The following is a 21,435-nucleotide window of genomic DNA, read 5'->3' as shown; positions in this document are numbered from 1 at the left end:
CTTTGGACACCTTAAGGACGAGTTTTTTCGCGGGCAGGACTGGCAGACTTTTGAGAGTTTCAAGGTTGACCTTGACGCCTATATCACGCATTGGAACACGGTAAGGCGTCAGGTAAAGCTTAAGGGCCTGACTCCGGTAGAGTACCGGGATCAGGCCCTGCAGGAAGCTGCATAGCGGCTAGTATTTATAGCGTCCAAGTTTCGGGGTGCAGTTCAAACCCTACGTAAAACCCGGCGTAAAGACACAGAAAACCCGGCATATCGGCGCTCTGCAGTTCCTAGAAGAAACCGAGAAAAACACCGATACGCCGGGGTTTCGTTCGCCCGCCTCTGGCGGGCATTAGTTGTAGCTGACGGACCTGTACGCCGGGGCTGAAGTTAAGCGCCGGGGCGTACCGCGTACATACCCTCGAGCATAGCCTCCAGGGACTGCACGACCGCGTGGCGGGGTGCGACCTCCAGCAGCGCTTCACCGTTGCGGCGCAAACGGTCCATGACCTTCCGTTCGTACGGAATCACGCCGGCGAGCGGAACCGACAGGTAGCGCGCCCAGTTATCGCGCATCTTCGCCTCGGGATTGAACCCGGCGGCTTCGCGGCGGCTGCGGTTGAGCCAGTACTGCACATCCGTTTCGGGGGCGAAAAGATCCGGGCGTGCCTGCACCTCGCGGGCGAGGTTAATCAGGCGCGGCAGGCCGATGACGTCCGCTTCGCCGAGCGCAATCACACGGTCGGAGCAGGCGAGCGCGGTGAGGGTCGCGGCGTTACGGCGCGGTGCCGGGCCGTCAAAGGTCAGTTCCTCATCGACCTCGATGGGGGCGGCAACATCGCAGATGACCAGGTCGTAGCGGTGCTTGAGCCATTCGAGTACCTCGGCGAAAGCGCGGGCGCGCACCTCGGGCCAACGCGAGGAGGAGGTGATGCCGCTCAAGAAGTCGAAGGTGCCGTTTTTGAGGGGCACTCGCTCCATGATGGCGCCCGCCTTTTTCTCGTCGAGCTGGGCACGGTCGGCGTCCGAGCAGAGAATTGCCAGGCCGGAGCCGGTATCCTCGAGCGCCATGAGCGCATCCAGGCTGGGCGCGTAGGTGTCTGCGTCGATGAGGCAGACCTGCTGACCCTGCTGCGCCGCGAGGGCGGCGAGGTTGAAGGCAATGGTGCTTCGACCGGGTGCGCCGTGAGTGCCCCAGACGGTCACGATTTTGCCGAGGCGGTGGCCGGGCTGGTAGCGGGAAGGCGCGGCGGGGTCCTGGTTGATGTCGGGGTGTTGCGGCAGGGTACCGTCGTTGTTCTCGTTCTGCATGTGCAGGGCGTAGTCGCTACCGGGTGCGAAAGAGTCGACGATGGCGGCGGCCTGGCTGAGCACGGATTCCTCGTTGCTGGGCACAACGGAGGAGGCTTCCGCCGGGTCATGCGCGCCGGGTGCGCCGGGTGCGTTTCCGGCGGGGGCTGCGGGGTCGATTCCGTAACTTCCGTAGTCGGCACCGTAGGGCGCGCCGGCGTTTACGGCAGTACCCGCGGCGGGGTCGTAGCCGTAGCCGCCCGCCCCATGGCCAGCAGCTCCGTTATCGTAACCGTAACCGTAACCGCTGTCGTAGCCGTAGCCTGCGTCGTAGCCGTAACCGGCGTCCTGACCGTAGACGCCCTCCGGTCGGTGGGCAACAGGCTGAACGGGCGGCTGAGCCGGAATCTGCGCGGGAATACCGTAACCTGCGGCGGGTCGGGCGAGCGCCGCATCCACCGCCTGTTCGAGCGAACCCAGAATCTCATCGAGGGCAGCTTCGGGGCGGATGCGGTGCGCCTGCGTGGGCAGGGGCAGGTTGTCCGGGGCGATAACCGCCAGGAGCACTTCGGAGGCGGCGAGCGCATCCACGGTGGAGGCGCTCATTTCTGCGGGCATGTGGACGCAGAGCAGCACGCGGGCAATGCCTGTGTGCGCCATGCCGACGGCTTCACTGAAGTCCTGCACGGTACGCGCTACGGAAACGCGGCCGCGCTGGGATTCGATGCGGGTCAGGAGCGAGCCGTCATCGCCGTAGAGAATGACGGGGATGTTCACTGGCCCTCCCCGTAGGTGCCGGGGATGAGGCTGATCTTGGAGTCGCTATTGCTTTCCTTGACGAGGGCGGCGAGGGCTTCTTCCTTGACCCACAGCTGCACGGTTGCTTTGCCGTTGGCGCCAAGCACGCCTTCATCGACCGTTACGGCAACGATTTCGGCATTGGTGACGATGGCGCGGGCACCGTTTTCGGTGCGGTTATCGCTCTTGGTGTCGGGGTTGCGCGGGCCGGAAGTCCACACGTCCACGCGCTCGCCTGCCTTCAGTGCGGAGGCGGCGGTGCGATCAATGCTGACGGTGGCGAGGCGGCGCCCCGGGGAGGTTTCAGTGCCTACCGATTCTTTGCTGATGAGGTTGCCGGCGGGGATGCGCTGGGTAGCGATTTTGCCGTTCATCTGTGCGGCTTCGGCGCGGGTGAAGTACTTGTCTTTGGCGGAGTCTATGTTCGCTTCGACTCGGGCGAGTTTGTCTTCGGTAATCTTCTCGCCGAGGCGGATTTCACTTTTGGCGGTGTAGTACTCGGTTTTGCTGTTATTGGCTTGCACGTAGAGCTGCACGCCGGTGATGGAGACGAGCACGAGAAGTACACCGAGGATGAATCGCCAATCCTTGACGGTGGGCCTTTTGAGGCGCTTGGCGTGGGGCTCGGTGAGGGTGGAACGCTTCGTCGCGTTCTGTCGTATGCGCATGATGTGGTTGTGCCTTTCGGTGCGGAAGCCGGCGGTGATTCCGGTGTTGTTCAACTGACCGATGAGCGAGTGGTGTGTTTTCGATAGTGCTTTGGTTGGTTCTGACACTAACCCTAACAGCATATTTCATTTAGTACTCTCTCTCAACAAGAGTCGTGTTTATGAAATATTTTTGAGTCTTGCCCCTTTTGAAGGGGTGATTAGATAACTTTTCAGCTCATATAAGGCTTTTTGTGAGCAAATTTCACGGTGATGGCATATACTGAAAGTACTCAATAGATGTTCTGTATGGACTCTATGTAAAAGGCCACTAACGGTGGCTAAGGGGCCCAGGATTTCACTCACGGAAAGGAACAATTCGATGACTGCACCTCGTTTCCTCACTCTGAGCGACGTTGCCGAGGAGCTGCAGGTTTCGCTTTCGCAGGTACGTGCTCTGGTGCGTAGCGGCGAACTTCCCGCCATCCAGATTGGTGGGCGTAACCAGTGGCGTATTGAACGCTCTCGTTTTGAAGAGTACATTACCGAGCGCCACGAGCAGACTCTGGAGGCAATTGCTTCCGGCAAGCTCACTGCAAAGGCTAAGGCTGAGTAGTATTCGACATGCACCTCGCGGGCGTAACGCTCGAGTGGTTTCAGAAAGGTCCGCTCCTCTCGCATGAGAGGGGCGGACCTTTTTGTATGTATTTATGCTTTGATGCGGGTGTTTATGCTTGTCGGGTAGGACATTACACTAAGGCCCTTTCCGACGGCATCACCCGCTATTTGTCGCATATTTTTAGCGTGAAATGCGGGCAATCACCGCGCTGACGCGAGCCAGCGGAATGGTGCGCACGCCGGCGCCGCGAGGTGCACGGGAGTAGCCGGAGGCACCCTGACCGTAACCAGCCTGCCCATAACCACCCTGACCATAGGTTCCCTGCGCGCTGTAGGCTGCACGCGCGTACTGGTCGCGTTCATAGATGCGCGGGTACTGGCCGCCGTTGAGCAGGCGCAGTTCAAGGAAGTCGGCACCGACTCGCTCGATCACGCCGTCGTAGCTGACGGTGCCACCCTCGAGGGAGAGGCGGACGGGTTCGCGCGCCATGGCGAGGGAGCGGAGGGCGAGCTGAATTTTCATGCGGTAGCGTTCGGGGCGAATATCGGCGCGCCCAGGCGCGATGCCACCTTCCCACCAGAGCATTCCGCGCAGGGGGATGATGATGTTCTCGCCGCGCGCTTCGATGCTGACCCATTCTTCGCCAACCATTTCGAGTTTGCCTTCGTAGGTTTGCATGTCGGTGGCGCAGATGCGGATGGGGCCGCCGACCTGCGCGAGGAGGCGGTCGTCGAGGGTGATGGTGGAGTACTGGACGCGGGCGACTTGGCGGGCGTCCTGTTCCATATCCCAGGCGCGTTCGGAGGCGAGGCGCGCCTCAATGTCTCGTAGGAACTTTTCCATTCTCATGCTATGACCCTACCTGAGGATGGGGGCGGATACGAACCGGGACATTTTCTGGTCAGATGATGATTCTCAAACCTGATTTTTATACCAAATTCCACCAAATTATATGTTTTTCATGCATTTTGATGCTTTTTGCTTCATTTTTAGCGTGACTTCCTGTATAAATGAAGCAACACCAAAACACATCAAACACACCATTTGGAGGTCATTGTGGACCATCTTTCCACGCCGGGTCAGGCGCCCGCAGCCTTCGCTTCGCATCCCCTTGCATCCGTTGCTTCTCTGGCATCCGGCGCTGACGCAGGTCACGAAACCAGCACCAAAGCTAGCTACCAGGATGCTCTGCTCTTCATCGCCCCTCCCCTACTTTCCGCCGCGGTCTTGGGCGCGTTAAGCGTGAATCTGCACCGCATCCCCTCGGCACACCCGCTGGCAGATGCTTCGTTGCTCTGCGCTGGCGCGGTAGCAATCCTCATTACCGCCTGGTGGTTCATCAGTTTTATCTACGCGCTCTTCTACGCTTGGTCTTTGCGCGTTTCGAGCCACAACGCTGACCGCGCGGTGCTGAAGGTTCCGGCAATTTTCCGTCCGCGTTTTATGCGCCGCATCGTTCTGACACTTGGCGGCACGGCTCTTGGAGTGGGGGCGGTCTTGGCTCCCGCGCAAGCTACGGTGGTTACGCCCAGCAACACCGGGGTAAACGGCACGGAGGGCATGCCGCAAACGACTATTTCGGCGGTCATGACCACAGACTCAATGGGCGCTGCAGCTTCAATGGGCACCGCGACGGCAGATGCCAGCCCGGGCTCCAACGCAGATGCGGCTCTCTCCGATACGGCCCCGGATCAGTCCGCTACTCCTCTGGCACTCTCTGCTGAGGTTCCCGATATTCCCCTGGCTCCTCAGCCTTCGGAGGCGGCAGGCTCGCTGCAGGATCGCAGCCCGTTCTTCTCCCCACCCCGCGCTGAGGCGGGCACCTACTCCTACACGGTCCAGGCGGGCGATACGCTCTGGTCAATTGCCGCCGAGCAGCTGGGTGAAGGCACCGACGCCTCCACCATTTACGACTACACTCTCGATATTTACGAGGCGAATAAGGACGCTCTGGGTCAGAACGCCGAGCTGCTCTACGAGGGGCAGGTTCTACAGATCCCCGAACAGCCCGTTCACTAACCTCACCCGCGTCTTCCACCCCATTCCGCCTCATCCCAACAGTCTTTCGTTCGCTCGACTCACCTCACATACCCCTGCACCGAAAGGAGCCGTCATGAGCTTCTCCAACCTTCTCCCCCGTTCCCCGTGGACCCCGCCGCATCAGCCTGCCTCCCGCGACAACCAGCCTGCCAGCCCGTATTCAAAGCGTCAGGCGGCTCGCACCTCCCAGCCGGTGGCTCAGTCGGTGCCCCAGCCCGCGAGTGCCGAGCAGGTCGCTCCGCTACCGGAGCAGGGGCAGGGCACGATGGCTCTGGTGCAGAGGCGGAACAGCGCGTCGGTCTATTCGCTGTTGCCGCTGCCGCGTTATGAGCAGCATTCGGCGCAACGCCCGAAGGTAGTGAAGAGGGGCCGCCCGCTGCGTCCTGCGGATGCATTGGCTCGCCAGTTGGAGGGTCGTTGCGCGGGTGTGGCGATTGCTTACCTGGAGATCATGTCGGCTCGTCGTTCGCGTCAGCAGCTGGCGCAGTGGGTGTCAGCAGATTGTTTCCACCGTCTGCTACCGTTCTTCCCCAAAAATCCGCGTCAGGTGCGCAAGGAGATGCTGTTGACTCTTCCGCCGGTTCTGCTGCGGGTGCGAGCGCAGAAGGTGCACGAGGAGCTTTACGAGGCGGTGGCGCTATTGCGTTGTGCGGATAAGGTTCGCGTGGTGACCATGCAGATGCGGCTGATTCACGGCATGTGGCTGATTACCTCCATCGAGCAGCCGCAGAGCCGCTTGGACGAAGACTAAGGCTTCCCCGGCTTCCCCTACAAAACACACAGACAAACAGAGAGGGTGCGAATCCGGTATTGGATTCGCACCCTCTCTGTTGCGTCTATAGCGTTTTCGGGTTTACGCCGGGTTTACACCGAGGCTAGCTCTCCTTGGTGCGCTCAACGTGAACCTGCTCGTGACCGTCCTCATCGGGGGCGGAGTACTGCAGGAACTTCGGGCGCGAAGGCTCAGCCAGGCGCACAGCAGAAGCCTGAGTACGCTGCTTGGACAGGTCCAGGTTGAACAGGTAGGTCACGGTCTCTTCACGGACCGCACCGAGCATCGACTGGTACATGTCGTAGCCTTCACGCTGGTACTCGACCAGCGGGTCACGCTGAGCCATTGCACGCAGACCGATACCTTCCTTGAGGTATTCCATCTCGTACAGGTGCTCGGGCCAGCGCTCACCAATGACGGACAGCATGACGCGGCGTTCAATTTCGCGCATGCTCTCTTCGCCGACGCTCTTTTCACGCTCCTCGTAGATGAGGTGTGCGTCCGCCAAAACTTCCTTCACGATCTGGTCGCGAGTGATCTTGGTGCGGTCGCCGGCGTCCTCTGCCAGGTCGTCCACGGTGATGGAGATGGGGTACACCTGCTTGAGGGCGCTCCAGAGCTCGTCGAAGTCCCAGTCCTCGGCGTGGCCTTCAGAGACGCGGGCGTCAATGATGGTGGTCAGCACCTCGTCCACGAAGCCGGAAATCTGTTCCTTCAGGTCGTCACCGTGCAGGATGCGACCGCGGTCCTTGTAAATCGCTTCACGCTGGCGGTTGAGCACGTCGTCATACTTGAGCACGTTCTTACGCTGCTCAGCGTTACGGCCCTCAACGTTTGCCTGTGCGGTAGCGATAGCGCGGCTAACGATCTTGGAGTCCAGTGCGGAGTCCTCGGGGGCTGCCGCCATGAGGCGGGTCGCCATGCCGGTGTTGAACAGGCGCATCAGTTCGTCGGTCAGCGACAGGTAGAAGCGGGACTCGCCCGGGTCACCCTGGCGGCCGGAACGACCGCGCAGCTGGTTGTCGATACGGCGGGACTCGTGACGCTCAGTGCCGAGCACGTACAGGCCACCGAGCTTGGTGACTTCATCATGCTCTTCTTTAGCGGCGTCTTCGCAGGCCTTCAGAACCTCGGGCCAGCGTGCCTCGTACTCTTCGGAGTTGGTGTTCGGGTCCAGGCCGAGCTCACGCATCTTCTCGACGGCCTCAAATTCGGGGTTACCGCCGAGCATGATGTCGGTACCGCGACCAGCCATGTTGGTTGCCACGGTGACGGCACCCTTACGGCCCGCCTGCGCAACAATAGCAGCCTCACGCTCGTTGTTCTTTGCGTTCAGCACCTCGTGGCGCACGCCTGCCTTCGCCAGCTGGCGAGAAAGGTATTCGGAGTTCTCCACGCTTGCGGTACCCACCAGGATCGGCTGGCCCTTTTCGTGGCGTTCCTTAATGTCCTTGACGACCGCCTTGAACTTGGCGATTTCGTCGCGGTACACCTTATCGGGGTTGTCGATGCGCTGCACACCCTTGTTGGTGGGGATGGGCACCACGCCGAGCTCGTAGGTGTTCATGAACTCTGCCGCTTCGGTTTCCGCGGTACCGGTCATACCGGACAGCTTGTCGTACATGCGGAAGTAGTTCTGCAGGGTCACAGTCGCCATGGTCTGGTTCTCAGGCTTGATTTCGACGCCTTCCTTCGCCTCAATCGCCTGGTGGATGCCGTCGTTGTAGCGGCGGCCCGGCAGAATACGACCGGTGTGCTCGTCAACAATCAGGACCTCGCCGTCGATGACCACGTAGTCCTTGTTGTTGGTGAACAGCTCCTTCGCCTTAATGGAGTTGTTCAGGAAGCCAATGAGCGGGGTGTTCTTGGATTCGTAGAGGTTCTTCACACCCAGGTGGTCTTCCACCTTGTCAATGCCGGATTCGAGGATGCCGACGGTGCGCTTCTTCTCGTCTACTTCGTAGTCTTCACCGCGCTTGAGCAGGGTCGCGGCAATGCGCGCGAACTCTGCGTACCAGCGGTTCGCCTCACCGGCTGCGGGGCCGGAAATGATCAGAGGGGTACGCGCCTCATCGATCAGGATGGAGTCCACCTCATCAATAATGGCGAAGTTGTGGCCGCGCTGAACCTGCTCCTCCACGGTCCACGCCATGTTGTCGCGCAGGTAGTCGAAGCCGAACTCGTTGTTCGTACCGTAGGTGATGTCTGCGGCGTACTGCTTACGACGCTCGTCAGGTTCCATGGAGGAGAGAATCACGCCGCACTCCATGCCGAGGAAGCGGAACACACGACCCATGAGGTTCGCCTGGTACTCAGCCAGGTAGTCGTTCACGGTCACAATGTGCACGCCCTTGCCGCTCAGCGCGTTCAGGTACGCGGGCAGGGTCGCAACGAGGGTCTTACCCTCACCGGTCTTCATTTCGGCAATGTTGCCCAGGTGTAGCGCTGCACCACCCATGAGCTGCACGTCGTAGTGGCGCTTGCCCAGGGTACGCTTGGATGCTTCACGGACCACCGCAAAGGCCTCCGGCAGCATAATGTCGAGGGATTCGCCGTCCTTGACGCGCTCGCGGAACTTGTCGGTCTCTGCTCGCAGTTCCTCATCGGTCATCGATGCGAAGCTGTCCTCGAGCGAGTTCACCGCCTTAGTGTACGCTTCGAGCTGTCGCAGAACCCTCTTATCGCCGGTTCGGAGGATTTTCTCCAAGAAAGATGCCACTGAGCTTCTACTCCTTGCTTGTTTCGGTACCCTCACCAAGGGCGCGCGAAAGTGCGCGCGGTGAGGCCTTCCTACATATTGTATGGCAGAGCCGCATAATTCGCCCGTCCGAGCTCTTTTTTACGCTCTGCGCCCACGAGGTGACATTTGGTGACACTCGAATCTTTCACCCTCCGGTTGAGGCAGAGCCGACCCATCCGTCTAAAGGAACAGATGTGTGGAGGGCAAAGAAAAACCCGGGGGCCTGGAGAAACACGGTGTGTGTTCCCAGACCGCCCGGGTCTTGAGCCTACTCGCTGAGTACGACCCCTAAAGAGCCTTACGCCTCAGCATCCAGCAGGTACGTTAGTTTTTACTCGTTGTCCAGAGTAATGATGCCGTAGCTCCAGCCCTTACGACGGTATGCCGCAGCCGGTGCGCCGGTCTCGCTGTCAATGTACAGGTAGAAGTCGTGGCCGACCAGTTCCATACGGTCAACAGCTTCTGCGGGAGTCAGACGCTCACCCTTGAAGCTCTTGTGGCGAATCTCGATGGGAGATGCGGCCTCGTCGGCGAGGGTGACCTCGCTGTTGTCGAATGCTGCTTCTTCCACCGGAACATCCGGCAACAGAATCTCGGTAATTGCTTCGGTAACCACAGGAATCGATCCGGTAGCGTCCGCCACGGAGACGGGGTGCTTGCCACCGCGCTTGTGCAGCTTGCGGCGGTCACGTGCACGGCGCAGACGCTCCAGGAGCTTGCCGTAGGTTTCATCGAAGACCGCGAACTTGTCGTGACCCTGGGCTTCGGAACGGAGGACAGGGCCAGTACCAACAACGGTAATCTCAACACGGATGGACTCGCCACCCAGGTGACCGTCCTTGCTGAACTTGACGTCGATGTCCTTCACGTTATCGCCGAGCTGAGCGAACTTCTGAACCTTGTCGCTCACGTATTCTTCCAGGCGTTCGGTGACCTTGATATTGCGGCCGTAGATGTTGACTTCCACGATCATTCCCTCCAGGTTGGGGGCTTATACCGCGTCCGGTTGGACCCGGTACGGGGGTTCGACTTCAATGCCGTTCCCTTGTATATATTTTAGTACGAAACATGTTTCATATCACTAGATATGACAAATATTTAGCCTAAATAATAGCTATTCGTCCGTCTGCGAACTTTATTCGCTAAAAATCGTGTATCTCTTGCAACTAACTACAAGAAACGCTATGTCTGAGCCTTTTTCGGTACCGCCGCCACAGCACACACGCCCAGCACCCGCGAACCGGATTCCTGTAGCACACGCACCATCTCAGAGGCGGTCGCACCGGTGGTCACCACATCATCACAAATAATGCTCACCCGATCCGCGCACAGGGCGGGTTCCATGACACGCAGAGCACCGTGCATCCGCTCGGCACGACCCACAGCACCCAGGCTCTTCTGCTCATTCTTTGCCTCAGAAGCACCGAGGAGAGAAGTACCCACACGAGAAGATAAGGAGGTGCCGCTCCCCCGCCGGCCGCGAGGCGCATACCCGATGACGTCCACGGCACGCACTCGCACCGAGGCGGGCAGACGCTGATTGAGCTGACGCGCCGCCTCCTGCACCAAAAGATTCGCTGGCGCATAGCCGCGGCGGCGCACGCTCTGCGCAGAGGACGGTGCCGGAACCAGCAGAACCTCAACCGGAATTGAAGAACCAGACTCTGCATGAAGGCCCTCCCGGTGAGCGCGGAGAAGCTCGTACACGCTACGCGCCAAACCCTCACCCAGCAGGGGCAGCAAATCGGTGCGACCAGCGTTCTTCAACGCCAACAGTGCACGCGGCATCATCCCTTCATAACGGGATGCTGCACGCACCTCAGGAACCACCGCGCCATCAAGAGGCTGCAGAACCTGCACTCGCTCCACACGCGCCAACGCCGAATGTAGCTGCGGCAGGCAACTTTCACACAGCGGTGAGCCGGCACCGTACGCCACCGGTACAGCACAGCACGGGCAGGTACGCGGCATCAGCACCTCCCCCAAAGACCCGCCGGCACTCTTGAGAGCGCCAGCGAGCCCGGTCAGAGACCTGCTCAGAGACCCGTTCACGGGCTCGTTCAAACCACGCTGTTCTGAACTCACCGAAAGCAACCTTTCCGCGCGCTATACCCGGTACCCGAGGCTAACCGGCGTAACTAATCTCGTGCAGGGTCGTATCCAAACGGATCCAGCCGCGCTCCTCCATCAGATAGCACGAACCATCAGAACGGTGGGCAATGATATTCGACGTATTATCTGCGGTGGAAATGCTCATGACACCATCCAGACGGTCAAGCTTCGTCTCTTCACCACTCAGGGAAATCACCTCAGACTCGCCGTTCTTCACGTTCACCACCACGACGCTCTGGTCGCCAGCCCAACGGGCATTACGCGGAGTCACAGAAGAGCTCAGACGCACCATCTCCGTCAGACGCAGAGGCTTGCCGGCATCATCACGCACAATGCCAGAAATAATCACAGCCGACGCACCCTCAGTAGAGGCCACAATCGCCATGCGGGCACCATCGTGCGAAACGTTCACGCTCGTAAAGCTCAAATTACGCTGCCACGACAGGCCAATATCCACGCCGCGCTCACGCTCATTCGCGTCCTCAGAATCCGGTTTGAAGGCACGAACAATACCCTCACCATCGGCTGCCCACACCCAGCCATACGCATCAAAACTGGGAGCAGTCAGAGCGGTACTCTGCCACACGCGGCGGGCAGTGCCCTGATACACCGTGTACAGGCTCGCGGCATCGTTCGCCAAGCAGGCGTAAACATCCGCCGAATAGCCCATCGCCGGGGAACTCAACTGGGTCACGCCACGCAGAAGCAATTGCTCACCCGCATTGCTCATATAGTCATCGCGCGCCACCATCTGGCCATTCGAATTAATAGCAACCGTGCGGGCAGGAACACCCGGGTTCAGCTTTACCGCAGAAAAGCCGCTCGGTGCATTCTCAGGAATCAGAGTGCCGTTGTAGAACACCTCGGTCTTACCCAGACCCGAGAAGTTCTCCAAACCGTGCATAATCTGCTCACGCACACGCGCCAAACGGTTATCGTCCAGGTGATCGCCCGAAAGGCGAACCAGCACATCCTGGTTATCGCTCATGCTAGCGGTCTCAAGGCTCATCGACTCATTCAACGCCGAGAACGCGACATCCTTCAAATAGGACGCCGGACCAATCATCAGAGTACGCACCAGCAACTCAAAATAGCGATCCGTATGCGGGAACCAACGGATATCTGGCACAGCATAACGGAACGCACGATCGTAGAAATACAGGCGACATGGGCTAAACACACGCTCAAACTCAGTGCCATCCAGCCACAAGCCATCCGGGCAGGAGCTAATACGCCACTGGTTATCTTCCATGACCACGGTGAAATCCTGAGTCTCAGTCTGAGCCTCAGGGAAGGTACTCGTAATACCCTGACTATTCACGGTCGCAGTCTGCTGAAAACGCACATGGTACGTACCCTCAGCGTTTCCGCTATCATCACTACGCGGCTGCACCGTATTACGGTACACACGAGTCGTACCGTAGGGATTCCAACGGCCCGCAAAAGAAGAGCTCAAATACTGGCGCGCCACAGCATAATTTTCGATACTATCCACACCAGCACGCACGAAGCCCTCAATAATCGCCTCGGGGGTAGCGCCCGCCAGCGGTCCCGGCGCACGCGCCGGAGAAGTATTAACGCTCTTCACGTCCAGACCACTGCTGTGCTGAGTCACCCGGTCGTTCGAAGGAAGACCCGCGCAAGAGCTCATCAGCGTCGCCAAAGACACCGCGCACCAAGACAGCGCGGCGCGTCGAGAAACAATAGCCCTGTGAGACATGGAGGTCTTAACCTTCCTCTACGAACAAAGACAAACAATCACCAGCTACCGCTGCAGGCCATCGCAGCGCGGCGAAAGAATCAACACAGCGATATAGCAACACCGTGAAAATATATCTGCATTGATTGTACTGGGTAAACAGTGCAAATACGCAAGGATAAGTGCAAATACAACCGCACCGACCCCAATCCCCCGTTTCATGACAGGGACCAGGGCCTCGCGCCTCTTCTAGAGGTCGCCCCCAGCAGCCGTACGAGGAGCGATATTGGGCAGCGTATCCTTAGCCGTCGCCGAACGATGCGAGCTTGACTCAGGCTCACCCGTCACCAGAACCGGCGACTCACCCAACGGAGCGCCATGAACCAGGGGCAGGTTCACCGTGAAGCAAGCACCGCGGCCCTTCTCGCCCCACGCCTCAATCGTGCCGCCGTGCAGACGCACATCCTCAGCAGCAATCGACAGACCCAGGCCCGTACCGCCCAGGGTACGCTTACGCGAAGTATCAGCACGCCAGAAACGGTTGAACACCTGAACGGCTTCATCCTCAGACAAGCCGATACCGTGGTCGCGCACCGCAATACCCAGATTCGTGGCGTTTGCATCCACATACACGTCAATCGGGCGGGATTCGCCATGCTCAATCGCGTTGTACAGCAGGTTACGGAGCACACGCTCAATACGTATACGGTCCATATCCACCATGATGCTCTCATGGCTCGTATGCACGTTCAGCTTCGTATGCGTACGTTCCAGATGAGGCAGAGCCTCCTGCAAAATATTCGAGAGAACACGGATGAAGTCTTCCGTGTCAATGGTCAGCATTGCGCTACCAGCATCGAAGCGCGAAATCTCGAGCAGATCAGAAAGCATCGACTGGAAACGGTCCACCTGCTCATGCAGAAGCTCCACGCTACGGACCTGCATCGGGTTCATATTCTCACGCGAATCGTACAGCAGCTCAGTACCCAAACGCACCGTCGACAGCGGAGTGCGCAACTCATGAGAAACGTCAGATACGAAGCGCTGCTGCAAAGTCGACAGGCGCTCCAGCTGAACAATTTTCTCCTGCAGCGAGTCAGCCATCAGGTTGAAGGAATAGCCCAGACGCGCCGCCTGATGCTCACCGTGTACAGACACACGCTGATCCAGGTCGCCAGCAGCCAGCTTCTCCGCCGTAATAGCGGTCTGCGTAATCGGGCGGACCACAAAACGAGTCACAATCCACACCACAGAAAGCACCACAGTAAGCAGTGCACAGAAACCACCAAAAAGAACAAAGTTAATATGCGCAATCGTGGCGGAAGAATCCGTCATATCGTACACAAGGAACAAACCGTAATTAGGGTTCTGAGAAATAGAAATATGTGTACCAACGATAAGCACCGGATAGGTGCGCTCACGATTATTTTCGACAGTAGTCACCGTAGACGTCTGCCAGAAAATACCGTCCTTATCACGAACAGTTTTTTTAAAATCATTCGGAATACTCGAAGAATTCAAAGAATTATTACTGCTCTGCTCAGGAATAAAACCCTGCTTACCTTGACCTTCCAAAGGCACAAGAATCCAATTGCGCTTACCCGAGCTACCCGCGTCCAAGACGGTCAGGGTACGGCTCACATTACGACGAATCTCGCTGTCACTACGGGCTTCAGAGGAGTCCAGCACGCTCTGAACGTTGCGGAAACCACTCTCTGATTCCGCCAACGCCTGGCTCTTCTGATTCTCAAAAAGACTCGATGCAATCTGGCTCGACAAGGACCAACCCACCATCAAGAAGCTCAGGAACATCATGATGCCCGCGGTTCCCAGAGCACGGAACTGCAGAGATTCCTTCCACAGACGCTGAGCGCGCTGCATCAGGTTCCTACGCTGCTTCTGTGCCTTACGCGGCTTGGAAGTGCGGGTACGCGAAGAGGCGGAGGCTACCGCCTCCGCCGTCAAAGCGCCGTGCTCATGGCTCGACTTCGCAACAGACAATCAGGTTATCCCTTCGCCTATGAATAGGTTCCGATTAGCTACCGGAAGATCCCACCAGCTCGGTCGGAATCTTATAGCCAACGCCACGGACCGTCTGGATAAAACGATCCGCACCCAGCTCATCAAACTTAGCGCGCAAACGCTGGACGTGCACGTTTACCAGCGAATCGCTCACATCAGTGTAACCCCAGACCATGTCCAGCAGTTCCTGACGACTCAACGCCTGACCCGGGTGACGAACCAGCGCGGCCAACAGGTCAAACTCCAGAGGAGTCATTGGAACCTCAGTGCTGTGGTACTTGACGGTACGACCGTCCATATCCATGACAATATCGCCAATGGACACCACCAGCTGACGGCTCTCACGCGGACGCAAACGGGTACGAATACGCGCCAACAATTCAGCGTGCTTAAAAGGCTTAGCAATGTAATCATCAGCGCCAGCTTCAAGACCCTTAACAACATCTTCAGTGTCGCTTTTAGCGGTCAACATAATAATCGGCACATTAGAAGAACGGCGAATTTGCTGGCACACTTCAATACCGTTCATGCCAGGAAGCATCAAATCCAAAAGCACCAAATCGGGAGTGGAGCGCATAAAAGTTTCAAAAGCGCGGCTGCCATTTTCGCAGAAAACAGCGTTAAAGCCCTCTTGCGCGAGCACGAGGCCAATCATTTCCGCCAGAGCATCATCGTCATCAACCACCAAAATGGTGTGTGCGTCGCTTGCGCTCACAGTACCTCCCTAAAGAATTGTCGTAAATACTTACATAAAAAAGCTGATTCTCTAATCATACCGCGCACTCAGCCAATGCACGGGCACACTCTGTCACCCGCGCCAGCGAAGCCGTGGCATCCAGCATACTTACCGCGGCTGAAGTCATCCCAGCAGGCACGGAACCGCCCTGAATACGCTCATCAGGCATCAAATCCACCGCACTCAACTGCGTCGGCTCAAGACCAACCTCACGCCACAGGGTGTACAGGCGGCGCACCTGATCAGGGACCCGCGCAGAGGTCACCACCGGCAGCCACAGCTGGGCCTGCGCATCCAGAAGCTGCGCGACGGGCTCCCAGGAACGAGGGTCGCTCAGCGGCGGAACCTGCAGCGTGCCGGGCTCTTTGAGGCGGGCGCGATCAGGATGCAACAGCAAAGCGCAGGGAGCGCCGTCCTCAACATGCATCGCCTTCACAAGGGCCAATGCATCAAGGGCAGGGCGGGACTGGCTCAGCAGCTTCAGCTCCTGCACAGGTTTAAGCGCGGTGCCATCCACGTCCAGGATGAGTTGCAGATTCAACTCGGCGAAACGCTCCGAGATACGGCGGTACACCTGCTGATAGTAGTGAGGTTGCAAAGCCGGCAGGGAGCGGAAGCCACTCACCGTAGGGATGGCCCCCTCCATCAGACGCTGAAATTCGGATTCATCCAGCTGCACGGCAATCAGCGCCCGCGGAGCTTGCAGAGCCTCGCGCAGAGAACCCATCCAGCGTTCCAGGCCTTCCAGGAACGACTCCAGCAGGTCACGGCTCGCCCCTGCATCACTAATGGCACGCTCGCCGCCGGGCAGATAGATACTGGCGGCAAGAGTCAGCGGACCGACCAGCTGAATCTTATACGCCGGGGCGGAACCCTCAGCACTGGAAGTGAACCTCTTCTTCTGCGCACCCACACGGTCAGCGAGAAGATTGATATCCGAAAGCAGACGGTCCTGCGCCAAGGCAGACTCGCGTGCTCCCCTGCCGCCGCTATGCACCATGCGCCAGCCAAACGAGGCACCGTCAAAAGCAAGTCCCTCACACACCGCCAGGGTGCGTGCCAGAGGAGTACTCCGCCAGCCCAGCGCCGGCAGATGCGGCAAGAACGGCAGGTGCGGGGCACCCAGCTCCCCTTCCACTCGAGACATTGCTTCGCCCAAATCATCGCCGGGAAAATCGCCCAGTCCGCTGGCGCGCACCGGCGGACGCTCCGTAGCGAGCGCGGCGAGGTCCTGTTCGGTCAGTTCGTCCCCTTCGGGGGCACGGTACTCACCGGGCAGTAGCAGGCGCTCCGGCGTCGGTTCAGTACGGACGTTCTGGCGGCTGGAAGATTGAGCGGGCATAGGAGTGTGTCCAGAGGGGTCAGATGGAGTACAGGTTCAAACGCAATGATGCGAAAGTTGCGCGGTACTAGCCTTCGGAGTTCTCGGCTTCAGTTGCCTCGCCGTCCTGCTCAGCCTGCTCGTTTGCGATGCGCACGTGGTGGCGAATCACCTCAGAAATAATGAAGTTCAGGAACTTCTCCGCGAATTCCGGGTCCAGGCTGGATTCCTTCGCCATGGCACGCAGGCGAGCAATCTGTGCCTCTTCACGGCCAGGATCGCCAGCGGGCAGGTTGTGCTTAGCCTTCAGGACGCCCACGCGCTTGGTCGCCTGAAAACGCTCCGCGAGGATGTGCACCAGCGCTGCATCGAAGTTGTCGATGGAGCGGCGCATGGCGAAGAGCTCCTCGTAGACCTCCGGTGCGACTTCATCGCCCATGGAGGTGGCGTGGGGGTCAAATTCGCAGGAAGTGTTTTCGGGGGTCATCGGTTTCTCCTCGGATTGGTTGTGGTCTTCTGTGCGTTGCGCCCAAGCAGGATGTTGCGGCAACGGTTGGCAATAGCGGGGTGAGCGGCTACTTGGTGCGGCTATTCGGCGCTGGTCGAGAAGCTAAGCGCCCAGGGTTTCCTGAATATCTTCGCGGTCCAGCGAGTAGGCGCGGGCGATGGTGGACTGGCCCAGTACGCGGGTGCCCTGGTAGAGCACCATGGTCTGTCCCGGTGCCACACCGGAGAGCGGATCCAGGAGGCGCACTACGGTTTCCAGGCGCAGTGCGCCTTCTTCTTCAGCTTCGGGGTCGGGTGCCCAGGTCATGTACGCCTTGGCGCGGACCGGGTCAGCGTGCGCGCGCACCTGTGCGGTCACCTCGAACTCTTCGCTGCGAGCGCCCAGATGCGCGGGCTCTTCCAGGAAGCGTGCCGCCTGTTCCACGGGGACGCCCGCCCAGGTGGCGCGGATACCGCGGATTTCGTGCACGGCAAGCAGCTCGCGGGAGCCGACGATGACTTCATTTTCCTTGGGGCGCACCTCCAGCACGAAGCGAGGCTTGCCGTCGGCGGCGGGGCGACCCAGTGCCAGGCCCTTGCGCTGGCCCACGGTGTACGCCTGCGCGCCAGGGTGCTCGCCGAGTACCTCGCCGTGGGTGTCCTTGATGAGGCCGGGGCGCATTGTGATGTGGTCGCCCAGCCAGGCGCGGGTATCACCTTCGGGGATGAAGCAGATGTCGTAGGAGTCCGGCTTCTTCGCCACGGAGAAGCCGCGCTCTGCCGCCTCCGCACGCACCTGTGCCTTGGAGGGGGTATCCGCCAAGGGGAACCAGGCGTGCTTGAGCTGTTCGTGGGTGAGCACGCCGAGCACGTAGGACTGGTCTTTAGCCCAGTCGGCGGCGCGGTGCAGTTCGCGGTTGCCGTCTTCGGTGGTGATGACGCGGGCGTAGTGGCCGGTCACCACGGCGTCGAAGCCGAGGGCGAGGGCGCGTTCGAGTAGCGCGGCGAACTTAATCTTTTCGTTGCAGCGCATGCAGGGGTTGGGGGTTCGTCCGGCTTCGTATTCGGAGATGAAGTCGTCGACGACGTCTTCTTTGAAACGTTCGGAGAAGTCCCAGACGAAGAAGGGGATGCCCAGCTGGGAGCAGACGCGGCGGGCGTCCATGGAGTCTTCGAGGGTGCAGCAACCGCGGGAGCCGGTGCGTAGGGTGCCGGGCATGCGGGATAGGGCTAGGTGAACGCCGACTACTTCGTGTCCTGCTTCTACGGCACGGGCTGCGGCGACTGCGGAGTCAACGCCGCCACTCATAGCTGCAAGAATTTTCACTGCCTATCCTTCTGTTCTGTTGAGCTTCTAGGAACGTTCGGAGCGTGCCCTGTGTGCGGGCGGACTTTCCGTTACTGTAGCTACCCATTGTACGCAGGGGCTCGGCGGGATATTGGGCAGTGCACCCTCAGCCAGCCCTCAGCGAACGCTGAGATTGCAGGCTGAGGGCGGTTCGGTATCTTCTCGTCTGGGTTTCTAGTGCCAGCGGGAGGCGTCGGGCACCTGCGAGGACAGTCCCGCCTTTGCAGCCTGTTCGTAGGCGGCGGGTAGTGCCGCGATGAGGCGCGCAATATCGGCTCCGGTGGTGGAGTGGCCGAGGGTGAAGCGCTGGGCACTGCGGGCGGTGTCTTCGTCCATGCCCATTGCCATGAGCACGTGGGAGGGGCGGGTCACCCCGGCGTTGCAGGCGGAGCCGGTGGAGCTGCTGATGCCCTGCATGTCCAGCAGGAAGAGCAGGGTGTCTCCTTCGGCGTTTTCGAAGGTGAAGTGGGCGTTGCCGGGCAGTCGCTTCTGGCCCGGGTATTCTTCGGTGAGCGGGTTTTCGCCGCTCAGGTGCGCCTGCGGGATAAGCGCGCTAATTGCCGCAACGAGTTCGTTGCGTAGCGCGGCGATGCGGGCGGATTCTTCGTCGAGGTGCTGAACCGAGTGTACGGCGGCCTCCGCGAAACCTGCGATGGCGGGCGCGTCGATGGTGCCGGAGCGTACGGAGCGTTCCTGACCGCCTCCGTGAAGCACGGGGGTCAGCTGCACGGCGCGGGTTGCAACCAGCGCGCCGATGCCCATGGGGCCGCCGATCTTGTGGCCCGAGATGGCGAGGGTCGCTACCCCGCTGGCGTGGAAATCAATGGGGACCGCACCGAATGCCTGCACCGCATCCGAGTGCACGGGAATACCGTATTCGGCGGCGATAGCGGCAATTTCAGGAATGGGCTGTACGGTGCCGACCTCGTTGTTCGCCCACATGACGGTCACGAGGGCGACATCTTCGGGGTTCTTTTCGATGAGCTCGCGAACGGTCTGCGGGTTGACGCTACCGTGCTCGTCTACGGGGATCCATTCGAGCTGCGCACCTTCTGCCTTTTCGAGCCATTCGCAGGTTTCTTCCACGGCGTGGTGCTCGATGGAGGAGACGAGAATTCGGGTGCGCTGCGGATCTTCTTCGCGGCGCTTCCAGTAGATGCCCTTAACGGCGAGGTTGTCCGCTTCGGTGCCGCCGGAGGTGAAAATAACCTCGGCGGGGTCGGCTCCGATGGCACGGGCGATGCGTTCGCGGGCGTATTCGACGGTGGCGCGGGCGTCGCGTCCTACGGCGTGCAGGGAGGAGGGGTTGCCGCCGTTGCGCATCTGTTCGACCATGGCGTCGATGGCGGCGGGCAGTACGTCGGTGGTGGCGGCGTGGTCGAGGTAGACGCGGCCGTTCTGACGGTTGGTTTCTGCGCTCATGGTTCCTCCTGCTGGGTTGTTTGGCGACTTTTTTCGCCTCGCTTATTTTATCGCGCCCTGTCCGAGCTCTTCTAGGCGTGTTCACCTGCGGCTGGGTCGGCGAGCGCTACTGCCCCGGGACGCTCAATGCTGGTCGGGGGCTGTTCCGGGCTGGTCGGGGGCTGCGCGGTACACTTAGGAACGTGTTCAAGATTCTTTTCTATACCCCTGAGATTCCCGGCAATACCGGCAATGCTATCCGTTTGGCGGCAATTACTGGCGCTGAGCTGCACCTGGTGAAGCCGCTGGGCTTTAACTTTGATGATGCGCATCTGCGCCGCGCGGGTCTGGATTATCACGACCTGGCGGTGGTGACGGTGCATGAGACCCTTGAGGACGCGTGGGAGGCTCTGGCTCCGGAACGTGTTTTTGCGTTCACGACGACTGCTTCGACGTCGTATGCGGATATTGAGTACCGTCCCGGTGACGTGTTCATGTTTGGTCCGGAGTCGGTGGGTCTGCCCGCTGAGGTTCAGCAGGATCCGCACGTGACTGAGCGGGTGAAGATTCCGATGAAGCCGGGTCGCCGCTCGCTGAACCTGGCTAATTCTGCATCCATTGCGATTTTTGAGGCATGGCGTCAGAACGGTTTTGAGGGAGGCTCCATCTAGCATGGCTGCAGCACACCATAATCTGCCGGGGCCTCTGGTTCAGCAGATTCTGGAAACCACCCCTCCCCTGGCTGAGCAGATTCGTTTGGATTCGCAGAATAGGGAGTTCACGGAGCAGGGTTGGGAGCCGGTTTATTCGGCATCGCCTCATGCCCGTATTGTGGTGATTGGTCAGGCGCCTGGGCGTGCCGCACAGGAGAGCCGTATCCCGTGGAATGACCCGAGCGGCGTAAAGTTGCGCGAGTGGATGGGCGTGACGGACGAGCAGTTCTATGACCCCGAGCTGATTTCGCTGTTGCCGATGGATTTCTATTACCCGGGTAAGGGCGCGCACGGCGATAACCCGCCGCGTAAGGATTTCGCGCCGAAGTGGCATCCGCAGCTTCTGGAGCTGATGCCGGATGTGCAGCTGATTCTGCTGGTGGGGGCTTACTCGCAGAAGCACTACCTGGATGGTGTGCATGCCCCTAAGGCGCAGAAGAACCTGACGGAGACGGTTCGTGCGTGGGAGTCTTATCTTCCTAAGTTTCTGCCGCTGGTGCATCCTTCGCCGCTGAATTTTAGGTGGCAGGCGAAGAACCCGTGGTTCGAGCAGGAGGTTGTCCCGGCTTTGCAGAAGCGCGTGGGCGAGGTTCTCGAGGGCGTCTAATTCTCCCCTAATCTGCAACGCCAATACAGTTTGCTGTACTAACAAAAGAAAGCTCCCACCCCATACGTGAACTGCCTCCCGTTTCTTGGACAACGA

Annotated in this window: 19 protein-coding genes; 6 read left to right on the top strand and 13 right to left on the bottom strand. The window is 59.6% G+C overall.

Translation table 11 applies throughout. The features are described 5' to 3' along the window. A partial coding sequence (locus tag HMPREF3055_RS09500) for an IS3 family transposase (RefSeq protein ID WP_141758461.1) occupies window positions 1-175 on the top strand: 175 nt, incomplete at its 5' end. Between the two features lie 203 nt (window positions 176-378). On the opposite strand, the gene HMPREF3055_RS00995 is transcribed toward HMPREF3055_RS09500, so the two are convergent. Continuing rightward, window positions 379-2,055, bottom strand: coding sequence for a CpaE/TadZ family protein (locus tag HMPREF3055_RS00995; protein WP_070737398.1), 1,677 nt, complete (start codon window positions 2,053-2,055; stop codon window positions 379-381). Continuing rightward, the gene (locus HMPREF3055_RS00990; protein WP_070737401.1) at window positions 2,052-2,744 is read right to left on the bottom strand and encodes an SAF domain-containing protein; all 693 of its coding nucleotides are present in this window, start codon (window positions 2,742-2,744) and stop codon (window positions 2,052-2,054) included. The genes HMPREF3055_RS00995 and HMPREF3055_RS00990 overlap by 4 nt, the downstream gene beginning before the upstream one ends. Window positions 2,745-3,105: 361 nt before the next feature. On the opposite strand from HMPREF3055_RS00990, the gene HMPREF3055_RS00985 reads away from it, so the two are divergent. Then, a complete protein-coding gene (locus tag HMPREF3055_RS00985) occupies window positions 3,106-3,339 on the top strand; it encodes a helix-turn-helix domain-containing protein (protein WP_044150292.1) in 234 nt (77 codons plus the stop codon). Window positions 3,340-3,522: 183 nt separating this feature from the next. On the opposite strand, the gene HMPREF3055_RS00980 is transcribed toward HMPREF3055_RS00985, so the two are convergent. Next, entirely contained in the window at window positions 3,523-4,185 is a 663-nt protein-coding gene (locus HMPREF3055_RS00980) for a histidine kinase (RefSeq protein WP_236146102.1), read from the bottom strand. Between the two features lie 213 nt (window positions 4,186-4,398). On the opposite strand from HMPREF3055_RS00980, the gene HMPREF3055_RS00975 reads away from it, so the two are divergent. Beyond that, complete coding sequence (locus tag HMPREF3055_RS00975; protein WP_070593942.1) at window positions 4,399-5,361, top strand: LysM peptidoglycan-binding domain-containing protein; 963 nt, start codon at window positions 4,399-4,401, stop codon at window positions 5,359-5,361. Window positions 5,362-5,455: 94 nt separating this feature from the next. Further along, window positions 5,456-6,133, top strand: a complete 678-nt coding sequence (locus tag HMPREF3055_RS00970; protein WP_049342198.1) for an Rv3235 family protein — start codon at window positions 5,456-5,458, stop codon at window positions 6,131-6,133. Between the two features lie 124 nt (window positions 6,134-6,257). Here HMPREF3055_RS00970 and secA read toward each other — a convergent pair whose 3' ends face one another. The 10 genes from secA to HMPREF3055_RS00920 all read right to left on the bottom strand — a co-directional run bounded on the left by secA (window position 6,258) and on the right by HMPREF3055_RS00920 (window position 20,040). Next, window positions 6,258-8,873 (bottom strand): preprotein translocase subunit SecA, encoded by a 2,616-nt coding sequence (gene secA / locus HMPREF3055_RS00965; protein ID WP_049342199.1) that lies wholly within the window; start codon window positions 8,871-8,873, stop codon window positions 6,258-6,260. Between the two features lie 352 nt (window positions 8,874-9,225). Beyond that, a complete protein-coding gene (hpf, locus tag HMPREF3055_RS00960; RefSeq protein ID WP_230457231.1) occupies window positions 9,226-9,867 on the bottom strand; it encodes a ribosome hibernation-promoting factor, HPF/YfiA family in 642 nt (213 codons plus the stop codon). A gap of 209 nt (window positions 9,868-10,076) precedes the next feature. Then, the gene (locus tag HMPREF3055_RS00955; RefSeq protein ID WP_246826867.1) at window positions 10,077-10,865 is read right to left on the bottom strand and encodes a ComF family protein; all 789 of its coding nucleotides are present in this window, start codon (window positions 10,863-10,865) and stop codon (window positions 10,077-10,079) included. 154 nt (window positions 10,866-11,019) lie between these two features. Further along, complete coding sequence (locus tag HMPREF3055_RS00950; protein ID WP_070737392.1) at window positions 11,020-12,726, bottom strand: LpqB family beta-propeller domain-containing protein; 1,707 nt, start codon at window positions 12,724-12,726, stop codon at window positions 11,020-11,022. A gap of 228 nt (window positions 12,727-12,954) precedes the next feature. After that, window positions 12,955-14,706, bottom strand: coding sequence for an MtrAB system histidine kinase MtrB (mtrB, locus tag HMPREF3055_RS00945; RefSeq protein WP_070615039.1), 1,752 nt, complete (start codon window positions 14,704-14,706; stop codon window positions 12,955-12,957). Between the two features lie 34 nt (window positions 14,707-14,740). After that, window positions 14,741-15,442: an MtrAB system response regulator MtrA gene (gene mtrA / locus HMPREF3055_RS00940; RefSeq protein ID WP_005505360.1), complete on the bottom strand. Its 702-nt coding sequence runs from the start codon at window positions 15,440-15,442 to the stop codon at window positions 14,741-14,743. A 55-nt stretch (window positions 15,443-15,497) separates the two neighbouring features. Further along, the gene (locus HMPREF3055_RS00935; RefSeq protein ID WP_070737389.1) at window positions 15,498-16,805 is read right to left on the bottom strand and encodes a uroporphyrinogen decarboxylase/cobalamine-independent methonine synthase family protein; all 1,308 of its coding nucleotides are present in this window, start codon (window positions 16,803-16,805) and stop codon (window positions 15,498-15,500) included. A 67-nt stretch (window positions 16,806-16,872) separates the two neighbouring features. Next, window positions 16,873-17,271 carry a chorismate mutase gene (locus tag HMPREF3055_RS00930; protein ID WP_049356519.1) on the bottom strand — a complete coding sequence of 133 codons (399 nt, stop codon included), beginning with the start codon at window positions 17,269-17,271 and terminating at the stop codon, window positions 16,873-16,875. 123 nt (window positions 17,272-17,394) lie between these two features. Then, the gene (gene mnmA / locus HMPREF3055_RS00925; RefSeq protein WP_049356517.1) at window positions 17,395-18,597 is read right to left on the bottom strand and encodes a tRNA 2-thiouridine(34) synthase MnmA; all 1,203 of its coding nucleotides are present in this window, start codon (window positions 18,595-18,597) and stop codon (window positions 17,395-17,397) included. A 195-nt stretch (window positions 18,598-18,792) separates the two neighbouring features. Further along, on the bottom strand, window positions 18,793-20,040 hold the full coding sequence (locus HMPREF3055_RS00920; protein ID WP_070737386.1) for a cysteine desulfurase family protein: 1,248 nt from the start codon (window positions 20,038-20,040) through the stop codon (window positions 18,793-18,795). A 182-nt stretch (window positions 20,041-20,222) separates the two neighbouring features. On the opposite strand from HMPREF3055_RS00920, the gene HMPREF3055_RS00915 reads away from it, so the two are divergent. After that, window positions 20,223-20,690 carry a tRNA (cytidine(34)-2'-O)-methyltransferase gene (locus HMPREF3055_RS00915; protein ID WP_070690387.1) on the top strand — a complete coding sequence of 156 codons (468 nt, stop codon included), beginning with the start codon at window positions 20,223-20,225 and terminating at the stop codon, window positions 20,688-20,690. A gap of 1 nt (window position 20,691) precedes the next feature. Continuing rightward, a complete protein-coding gene (locus HMPREF3055_RS00910; RefSeq protein WP_070690385.1) occupies window positions 20,692-21,339 on the top strand; it encodes a uracil-DNA glycosylase family protein in 648 nt (215 codons plus the stop codon). Window positions 21,340-21,435: the final 96 nt, after the last annotated feature.

The sequence above is a fragment of the Rothia sp. HMSC061C12 genome, from assembly GCF_001815755.1.
Taxonomy (GTDB): domain Bacteria; phylum Actinomycetota; class Actinomycetes; order Actinomycetales; family Micrococcaceae; genus Rothia; species Rothia mucilaginosa.
This window is presented reverse-complemented; position numbering and strand designations above follow the sequence as displayed.

Excerpts from the sequence above, each read along its gene's own strand:
- HMPREF3055_RS00990 (WP_070737401.1), bottom strand. The coding sequence starts at position 2,744 with ATGCGCATACGACAGAACGCGACGAAGCGTTCCACCCTCACCGAGCCC.
- HMPREF3055_RS00985 (WP_044150292.1), top strand. The coding sequence starts at position 3,106 with ATGACTGCACCTCGTTTCCTCACTCTGAGCGACGTTGCCGAGGAGCTG.
- HMPREF3055_RS00980 (WP_236146102.1), bottom strand. The coding sequence starts at position 4,185 with ATGGAAAAGTTCCTACGAGACATTGAGGCGCGCCTCGCCTCCGAACGC.
- HMPREF3055_RS00970 (WP_049342198.1), top strand. The coding sequence starts at position 5,456 with ATGAGCTTCTCCAACCTTCTCCCCCGTTCCCCGTGGACCCCGCCGCAT.
- hpf (WP_230457231.1), bottom strand. The coding sequence starts at position 9,867 with ATGATCGTGGAAGTCAACATCTACGGCCGCAATATCAAGGTCACCGAA.
- HMPREF3055_RS00955 (WP_246826867.1), bottom strand. The coding sequence starts at position 10,865 with ATGCCGCGTACCTGCCCGTGCTGTGCTGTACCGGTGGCGTACGGTGCC.
- HMPREF3055_RS00950 (WP_070737392.1), bottom strand. The coding sequence starts at position 12,726 with ATGTCTCACAGGGCTATTGTTTCTCGACGCGCCGCGCTGTCTTGGTGC.
- HMPREF3055_RS00935 (WP_070737389.1), bottom strand. The coding sequence starts at position 16,805 with ATGCCCGCTCAATCTTCCAGCCGCCAGAACGTCCGTACTGAACCGACG.
- HMPREF3055_RS00930 (WP_049356519.1), bottom strand. The coding sequence starts at position 17,271 with ATGACCCCCGAAAACACTTCCTGCGAATTTGACCCCCACGCCACCTCC.
- HMPREF3055_RS00920 (WP_070737386.1), bottom strand. The coding sequence starts at position 20,040 with ATGAGCGCAGAAACCAACCGTCAGAACGGCCGCGTCTACCTCGACCAC.
- HMPREF3055_RS00910 (WP_070690385.1), top strand. The coding sequence starts at position 20,692 with ATGGCTGCAGCACACCATAATCTGCCGGGGCCTCTGGTTCAGCAGATT.